Source organism: Clostridium tetanomorphum, assembly GCF_017873215.1.
Taxonomy (GTDB): Bacteria; Bacillota; Clostridia; order Clostridiales; family Clostridiaceae; genus Clostridium_AO; species Clostridium_AO tetanomorphum.
Genome location: NZ_JAGGKA010000033.1, coordinates 21,008 through 30,031, shown reverse-complemented (window position 1 = coordinate 30,031; position 9,024 = coordinate 21,008). Strand labels below are relative to the sequence as shown.

The following is a 9,024-nucleotide window of genomic DNA, read 5'->3' as shown; positions in this document are numbered from 1 at the left end:
TTTACCATAAGTCTTTCACTCTTCCGAGTGGGAGATTTATTTTTTTATGCAAAAAAAACTGTCACACTAATTTTATAGTGCGACAGCCCCTTTTTATATTGCAATTATAAATAATATGTCATTTTATTATAATGAATAAAAATGTATTTAGGGAGGTGATTATAGGAAAAAACGGACTTAGAAGTTTTGAAATAGGAGGAATGTATAGATTCTAAATTAACTCATAAGTCATATTTAATACAATATATTGGATTTTTAAGAGTAAGTACATCAGCTTATTCAGCTCACGCTCTTGGAACCAATGATGAGAAGGATAGAATACTTGCATTTATACGACCCATGTGTATTGCTATAACATTAGGACTTACATTTATTTTGTTTCAAAAGATGATTGGTAATTTTGCATTATCGATACTTAACCCTAGTGAAGATATAAAAAATCTTGCAGATAAGTATTTCTCTATTTTAATTTGGGGAGCACCGCTGGTACTTGGAAATTATGTTATTCTTGGATGGCTAATGGGACAAGCAAAATTAAAAGAATCATTATTTATGCAAATTACCACTAATGTAGTTAATATAGTACTGGATTTATTATTAGTACAAGTATTTAATTATAATGTGGGAGGTGTTGCAGTTGCAACACTGATATCTCAAATAATAGGTTTTGGCATAGGATGCATTTTAATGATTACTTGTGGTAATTTTAACTTTAGAAATTTAACAAAAAATGTTGTTTTTAACAAAGAAGCTTTTAAAAGTATTATGAAGTGTAATACAGATCTACAGATCTTATGATACGAACCATATGTTTATTAATTACTACAAATATATTTATTGCAGAGGGTGCAGAACTTGGGGCTGATGTATTGGCTGCTAATTCTATATTATTTCAAATCCAGTATATTATGGCATATGCCTTTGACGGATTAGCTAATGCAGCTAGTGTATTTGCAGGTAAGGCAATTGGTAAAGATGATAAAGAATTATTTGATTTAAATATTAAGCGAAGTGGACAATGGTCTATGATTTTTACAATTATAATTACTATAATGTATTTTTTGGGGAAAAATATTTTAATTACATTGTTTACCAATATAGAAGAAGTGCTTAATTTAATATCAGCATTTGATAAATATTTATTATGTTTCCCGTTATTTACAGCTGTGGGATTAGTGTATTATGGAATATTTAGTGGAGCAATAAAAACTAAGGCTATACGAAATTCAATGATACTTAGCTTGATAACCTTTTTAATAGCAGATAAATGTCTTGTATCAACAATGGGTAATCATGGACTTTGGATAGCATTTTTAATATTTTGCTTAAGTAGATCAGTATTTTTAATTATGTATTTACCTAGTATGAGGAAAGAATTGAATTTATCGTAAAATTTTCAATATAAATAAGATTATAAAATTGGAGGAGTAAAAATGAAGTTAAAAAAGATCATGGCATTTGCACTTGTTTCAGCAATGTGCTTTTCAGTAGGATGCACAAATAATACCAAAACAAATGCAGATAAAAAAATCCAGATGAAATAGTTTATGCGAGCACAAAAGACATTAGAGATATAAATCCTCATCTTTATTCAGGGGAAATGGCAGCTCAGAATATGGTGTTTGAGCCGTTAGTAATAATACTAAGGAAGGAGTAAAACCTTGGCTAGCAGAAAGCTGGGAAATATCTAAAGGTGGGCGAGAGTATACTTTTCATCTAAGAAAGGGAGTAACTTTTACAGATGGAGAACCTTTTAATGCAAAGGCTGTTAAGTTGAATATGGATGCTATTGTTGGAAATCGTGAACGTCATGCATGGCTTGATCTTGTAAATGAAATTAAAAGCAATGAAGTAGTTGATGAATTTACATATAAATTAGTTTTAAAACATGCATATTATCCAACTCTTGAAGAAATTGCGCTTACACGCCCATTTAGATTTATTTCACCTAAATGTTTTGTTAATGGAGCTACAAAAAATGGGGTGAATGGATATATTGGAACAGGTCCATGGGTACTTTCAGAGTATAAAGATAATCAATATGCAGCATTTACAATGAATAAAAATTATTGGGGAGAGAAACCAAAAGTAAATTCTGTAAAATGGAAAGTTATGCCTGATCACCAAACAATATTATTAGGATTAGAGAAAGGGGAAGTTGATCTTTTATTTGGTTCTCATGGAGATATGATTGATCTAGATTCTTTTAAAAAGTTAGAAAAAGATGGAAAGTATGTTACTGTAATGAGTGAACCAATTGCATCTAGAGCAATTCTTTTAAATTCAAATAGGGAAATTACTGGAGATTTAAAGTTTAGAGAAGCGGTTCAATATGTAATTGATAAAAAGTCTATTGCAGGTGGGATTTTGAATGGTTCAGAAGCAGTTACTGATACACTATTATCGAAAACAGTTAAATATTGCAATATAGATTTAAAAACACGTTCATATGATATAGATAAAGCTAAAAATCTTTTAGAACAAGCAGGATGGAAGATGGGCAACGATGGATATAGATATAAAAATGGAAATAAATGTGAGGTAACAATTTATTTTAACTCTAATAATGCACAGGGGCGTACTATTAGTGAATATATTCAAAATAATTTTAAAGCAGTAGGCATTAGTCTTAAAGTTGTAGGGGAAGAAAAACAAGCCTTCCTTGATCGTCAAAAATCAGGAAAATTTAATCTTCAATATTCACTTTCTTGGGGTACTCCATATGATCGACAAGCTTATTTGTCCTCATGGCGTACACCAGCTCATGCTGATTATCAAGCACAAATAGGCATGGAGAAAAAGAAATGGTTAGACCAAACTATTACAGCTATTATGATTGAACAAAATGAAGATACTCGTAAGCAAATGTACAAAGATGTTTTAACATATATTAATGATCAATGTGTATATATTCCTCTTACTTATTCTAGAACAAAAGTAGTACATGTAAATGGATTAAAAGGAGTTACTTTTAATTCATCTCAGTATGAAATACTATTTCAAAAAATGTATTTTGAGAAATAAGTAAAATCAATAAAGGCAAATTTATATATTTGCCTTTATTACATATAACATTTAGGAGAGATAAAATGAAAAGTTATATAACAAAAAGAGTATTGAGTATAATACCTATATTGATTGGGATTTCATTTCTATCATTTATAATAATTAATCTTAGTCCTAGTGACCCTGCCGAGGTTGCACTTAGAGTTAATGAAACAGTAGCTACAGATGAAGCAATTCAGCAAATGAGGAATAAGTTGGGATTAGATAAACCTTTTTTTGAAAGATATGCAACATGGTTAGGAGATAGTTTAAAAGGCAATTTTGGAGAAAGTTATGTAAATAATAAACCAGTTATAAAAGAAATTGGGCAAGCGCTTCCAGCTACACTTCACTTGGCATCAGTGTCTTTAATAATTACTATTTTAATTAGTGTAACGGTAGGATTACTTTTAATGTGGATTTTTGCAGTTAAACTAAATATTTTCCCTACAAGTGGAATGGTAGCAGCAAACTCTGTTATTCTTCCAGTAGTTACATTATCTCTCTCATATATTTCAACTTATGTAAGATTAATCAGAAACAACATGATAAAAAATAAACAAGAAAATTATGTTCTTTATGGGAGAGTTAGAGGACTTAAAGAAAGTACTATCATAAAACATATATTTAAAAATTCGCTTCAATCATCAATTACAGCTCTTGGAATGTCAATTCCAAAACTAATAGCAGGAACAGTTATAGTAGAAAATATTTTTGCATGGCCTGGTATAGGTAGGTTATGTGTAACAGCTATATTTAATGGAGATTATCCTATTATACAAGCGTACATACTTATTATGGCAATAATGTTTGTAGTTTGAAATTTATTAGTTGATATATTTGGTGCATTGATTGACTCGAGAATAAGAAAGGAGTCATAAAATGATAGTGTTAAAGCGATTAAAATCAGATAAACTTGCTATGATTTGTATTATGGTTTTATTTACTATTATAATAGGTGGTATTCTAGCTCCATTGATTAGTCCAAATGATCCTGTAGAAATAAATATAAAACAGAAATTTGTGTCTATAAGTATGAAATACCCATTTGGAACAGATCATTTAGGAAGATGTGTGTTGTCAAGAATATTATATGGAATTCGTACAACAATTATATTTTCCATAGTTACAATGATAGCTACTATTGCTATTGGTACTATTTTAGGTGTAATTTCAGGATTTTTTCGAGGATGGCTAGATGAAATTATTATGAGAATTTGTGATGTTATGCTATCATTCCCAAGCGAAGTTATGATACTTGCAATAGTTGGCATACTTGGACCAGGACTTCTAAATGTAGTGATTGCAAATATTATAGCCAAATGGGCATGGTATACTAGAATGATTAGGTCTATCATTATACAATATGTAGATAAAAATTATATAAAATTGGCAAAAGTATCTGGATGCAGTATGTGGCATATTGTAAAGAAACACTTGATTCCTGGAATTATAGGAGAAATTGCTGTACTTGCAACTCTTGATACAGGATGGGTTATTTTAAATATTTCAGCATTATCATTTTTAGGATTAGGAGTACAAGCACCAACTCCGGAATGGGGTATGATGTTAAATGAAGCCAAAAATATCATGACAACTCACCCTACTCAAATGTTAGCACCTGGTATTGCAATACTTATTGTTGTCGCAGCATTTAGTTTTTTAGGTGATAGCTTACAAGTGGCTCTAGATCCTAAAAAACATGGTGAAATGAAAGAGGTGAGTAGATAGTGAATTTATTAGAAGTAAAAAATCTTTCTATAAAAGATATAAGAAATAATGAAGAAATAGTTAGTAATATAAGTTTTGAGCTAAAATCTAATACTTGCTTGGGAATTGTAGGGGAAAGTGGAAGTGGTAAATCAATGACAACTAAAGCAATATTAGGACTTACAAATCCATGGTTGAAAGTTACTGGGAGTGCCAAATTTAATGATATAGAATTATTAAAAGCGAAGAGTGATATTATTAGAAAAATAAGAGGCAAGAATATTTGTATGATACTTCAAGATGCAATGTCATCATTTGATGCCCTCTATACTATAGGATATCAAATGATTGAAACGTTACAAGAAAATGGAAATATTTCAAAAAAAGAAGCAGAGAAAATTTCGGTACAAGCTTTAGATAAAATGTGTATTAATGATCCTAAACATGAATATACTAAATATTTAATTGATACTCGATTAAAGCTTACAGATTCATTTCGTAAATCTATGATTCTGGAGGATGAAGTATGCTGTTGCAAGTAAATGATGTTTATAAGAGTTATTCAAAGATTGGATTATCCAGGGGAAAAGATAAACTAAATGTTTTACAGGGAATTAGTTTCTGCGTGAAAGAAGGAGACTGTGTAGGACTTATAGGAGAGAGTGGGAGTGGAAAAAGTACTCTTAGTCGTTTGATATTAGGACTAGAAAAAGCAAATAGCGGAAGTATAACTATTGAAGGACAACCAGTGAAAAAATGGATAAAGGAAAATCAGGGACAAATGAGTGTAGTATTTCAGGACTATACGTCATCTGCAAATCCCCGTTTTACAATAAAAGAAGTTATAGCTGAACCACTTATTGCTCTTGGAAGAAAGGGTAAAATTGAAGAAAAAGTAGAGGAACTTTTAAATAGAGTGGGACTATCTAAATCTTTAATGTATAGATATCCACATGAACTAAGTGGAGGACAGTTACAACGTGTATGTATTGCTAGAGCTATTTCTACAAATCCTATGTTTATGGTACTTGATGAGGCTATAAGCTCATTAGATGTATCAATACAAGCTCAAATACTCCAACTACTTAAAGAGTTAAAGAAGGATTTGAATATGACATATTTATTCATAGCTCATGATTTACAAGCCGTAGCTAGTGTGTGTGATGAAGTTTTATTTTTGTATAGAGGAAAATTGTGGAAAATATATCTAGTAATAATCTTGCAAATGTGAAAAATGAATATGCACAAAAATTACTTAATTCAGTTATGCCTTTTACATTATAAATAAACAGAATTCTTGGCTTCAGAAGGAGTTTTTATTCCCACTGAAGCTTATTAACAGTTTACTCCTTAGAAGTCGTTATCCTTTAGGGGAAATCGCCAGGGACGTAGCCGCTCTAATACTCCCACTTTAAAGAAAATGGGAGTATTAGAGCGGGTAGTCATCGAATAATAATATTTGTTAATATATAGATTTTAGCTTTACAGAATACTGCAAAGCCTTTTATTTTTATTTAAAATTAAACTATTATAATTATTAGCTTTATAGTTTAATAAAAATATGATAATATATTATTCATTATTGATATTTTAGGAGAGAATAGTATGAAATCAGATAAGTGTATAAGTGAAGATATTTCTAAAAATAAGCTACAAAAGTCAAGCCATAAACACGATTATATTGTAAAAGAAATAAATTATAAAAAACAAATACTGGTTAAGAATAAAAGGGAAAGTTTTTATTTAGTACCTGTTAAATATAAATGTAGTATTTGTGGAAAGGTAAAGAGTAAACATATTATAAAGCATAATAAATAATATTATTCATAATTTGAACTTATCCAAAATAGTATTCTTGACAATAAAATTAAATTTATGTTATTGTATATTAAAATGGAAAAATTAGATAAAATGTGAAAGGAAGATTATTATGTAATTCTGTATGTTCTAAGATAAGCTCTTTGTAAAAAGAGATGTATTTTATGCCAATATAATATGGTGTAAATAATAAGAGTTTGTCAAAATATTTAGTGGTAGATTAGATATTCCCGTTTAAAAATGTTAAGAAAATGGGGCGTTTTTGATATACTCTTTTTAGAATTAGAATATACTTTTTATAGCATAATAATTTTCTAAAAAAGAATATCTCTTTTTTAGTTTATTTGTGTTGTGAAAAGTAATGTTTCACAACTTTTTTATTTTAACAATTAACTAAGAAAAGAGGGAATTTTAATGGAAAGAATATATAAATATCCTAGAACTCGTCATATTGAAGGATCAAGACTTCAAGAAGGAGATGAGGATTTAAAAGCTGTTAAATTTGATTATATAAAGGATAAACATGTAGTAGTAGAAGAAAAGGTAGATGGAGCAAATTGTGGAATTAGTTTTGATGAAAATGGACAAATGTTTTTGCAAAGTAGAGGACATTATTTAAATGGGGGATATGGAGAAAAACAATTTTCATTATTTAAAACTTGGACAAGCTGTCATACTCAGGAGTTATATAGTATTTTAGGAAACAGATATGTTATGTATGGAGAATGGTTATATGCAAAACATACAGTATTTTATGATGAATTAACTCATTACTTTATGGAATTTGATATTTTTGATAAAGAAGAAGAAAAATTTCTAAGTACAAAAAGGAGAAGAGAAATACTTAAAGATTATAGCTTTATTGTGTCTGTATTAGTACTTCATGAAGGAAAGTTAAATAACTTAAATCAGTTAATTTCATTTTTAGGAAAATCTAACTTTAAGTCATCAAAAGGAAAAGAAATTTTAAGAAAAAAATGTGAAGAATTAAATCTTTCGTTTAATATTGCAAAAAAACAAACAGACACTTCTGATTTAATGGAGGGATTATATATTAAATTGGAGGATGAAAATCATGTTATAGATAGATTTAAATATGTTAGAACATCTTTTCTTAATACAATTTTAGATTCAGAAACCCACTGGATAAATAGACCTATAATTCCCAATAAATTAAAAGAAGAAATAGATATATTTTCTTGAAAGTGGGTGAAAAGTATTGTGAATAGTAAAGTAATAAAAGATATTTTAGATAAGAATTTTGATTTTGATGAAATAGCAAAGGATTTTCCTATTATTTATGAACTTAAGAATATAGAACAAAATCCTAAATATCATGAGGAAGGTAATGTTTATATTCATACTAAAAGAGTTTGCCAACAAGTAATTAACCTACCTCAGTGGGAGAAACTTAATTGTGTTGACAAGGTAACTTTATATTTAGCAGCTTTTTTTCATGATATTGGTAAATTAATCTGTACTAAAACAGAAGATGGAGAAATAATATCTCCCAAACATGGAGTAAAGGGTGCAAAACTTTTTAGAGAGTTTTTTTATAAATATGAGAACATAAGCTTTTCTTTAAGAGAAGAAATAGCTGCATTGATTAAATATCATGGATTACCTTTGTTTTTTATGGATAGAAACAATATGGATTATGATTTAATAAAAGCTAGTGAAGTTGTTAATATGAAACTATTATATCTCATTGCAAAAGCAGATTTATTAGGAAGAGAATGTGATGATAAAGAGGAACTTTTTTATAATATAGAATGCTTTAAGGAGTACACTAATGAATTAGCATGCTTTTATTCATCAAAGAAATTTTCTAATAAATATAGCAGATTTTTATATTTAAATAAACAAAATATATGGCATGGAGATAATGTGTTCGATATAACTACTTTTCAAGTAACAATAATGGTGGGTTTTCCACTTGCAGGTAAGGATACTTATATAAAAAATAATTTAAAATCTATACCAATTATATCGCTAGATAATATAAGAGAGGAACTTAGAATTTCTCCTAAAAAAAATTCTTCAAAAGTAGCCGCTATTGCAAAGGAAAGAGTAAAGAATTTGTTAAAAGAGAAAAAACCTTTTGTATGGAATGCTACCAACTTATCAAAAGATATTAGAAAAAATTTATGTAATGTATTCTCAGCTTATGGTGCTAGAGTGAAATTTGTTTATATTGAAGTACCATATAAAGAACTACTTTTACGAAATAAGATTAGAAATAGGACTGTGCCAGAAAAAGTTATAAATAATATGATAAGTAAATTTGATATGATAGAAAAGTGGGAAGGTTATGAGGTAGAATATATTGTTATAGATTAATAGCTGATATAATTATTTTATTTTGTATAAGTGAGATATAAAATAATTTGTATAAGTAGAACATAAAGCAATATAAGTTATTGAATGATTTCTTCTAAGCTTCAGATGAAA

The 9,024-nt window shown here is 28.6% G+C and carries 10 protein-coding genes; all 10 read left to right on the top strand.

Annotated features, from left to right (window positions below; translation table 11 throughout):
- The first annotated feature begins 204 nt into the window (after nt 1-204).
- Entirely contained in the window at nt 205-798 is a 594-nt protein-coding gene (locus tag J2Z24_RS20115) for an MATE family efflux transporter (RefSeq protein WP_085059130.1), read from the top strand.
- Nucleotides 795-1,391, top strand: coding sequence for an MATE family efflux transporter (locus J2Z24_RS20110; RefSeq protein WP_051593374.1), 597 nt, complete (start codon nt 795-797; stop codon nt 1,389-1,391). Before J2Z24_RS20115 ends, J2Z24_RS20110 begins: the two co-directional genes overlap by 4 nt.
- A gap of 292 nt (nt 1,392-1,683) precedes the next feature.
- Complete coding sequence (nikA, locus tag J2Z24_RS20105; protein WP_242990794.1) at nt 1,684-3,024, top strand: nickel ABC transporter substrate-binding protein; 1,341 nt, start codon at nt 1,684-1,686, stop codon at nt 3,022-3,024.
- A gap of 65 nt (nt 3,025-3,089) precedes the next feature.
- A complete protein-coding gene (locus tag J2Z24_RS20100; RefSeq protein WP_051593373.1) occupies nt 3,090-3,866 on the top strand; it encodes an ABC transporter permease subunit in 777 nt (258 codons plus the stop codon).
- A gap of 61 nt (nt 3,867-3,927) precedes the next feature.
- Entirely contained in the window at nt 3,928-4,776 is an 849-nt protein-coding gene (gene opp1C / locus J2Z24_RS20095; protein WP_035150048.1) for a nickel/cobalt ABC transporter permease, read from the top strand.
- Entirely contained in the window at nt 4,776-5,297 is a 522-nt protein-coding gene (locus tag J2Z24_RS20090; RefSeq protein ID WP_051593372.1) for an ATP-binding cassette domain-containing protein, read from the top strand. Before opp1C ends, J2Z24_RS20090 begins: the two co-directional genes overlap by 1 nt.
- Nucleotides 5,282-5,986, top strand: a complete 705-nt coding sequence (locus J2Z24_RS20085) for an ABC transporter ATP-binding protein (protein WP_241392939.1) — start codon at nt 5,282-5,284, stop codon at nt 5,984-5,986. The genes J2Z24_RS20090 and J2Z24_RS20085 overlap by 16 nt, the downstream gene beginning before the upstream one ends.
- 374 nt (nt 5,987-6,360) lie before the next feature.
- The gene (locus J2Z24_RS20080) at nt 6,361-6,573 is read left to right on the top strand and encodes a hypothetical protein (protein ID WP_035150046.1); all 213 of its coding nucleotides are present in this window, start codon (nt 6,361-6,363) and stop codon (nt 6,571-6,573) included.
- Nucleotides 6,574-6,987: 414 nt separating this feature from the next.
- Nucleotides 6,988-7,776 (top strand): RNA ligase family protein, encoded by a 789-nt coding sequence (locus J2Z24_RS20075; protein ID WP_035150043.1) that lies wholly within the window; start codon nt 6,988-6,990, stop codon nt 7,774-7,776.
- A gap of 18 nt (nt 7,777-7,794) precedes the next feature.
- A complete protein-coding gene (locus tag J2Z24_RS21835) occupies nt 7,795-8,913 on the top strand; it encodes an AAA family ATPase (RefSeq protein ID WP_111947670.1) in 1,119 nt (372 codons plus the stop codon).
- Nucleotides 8,914-9,024 lie beyond the last annotated feature (111 nt).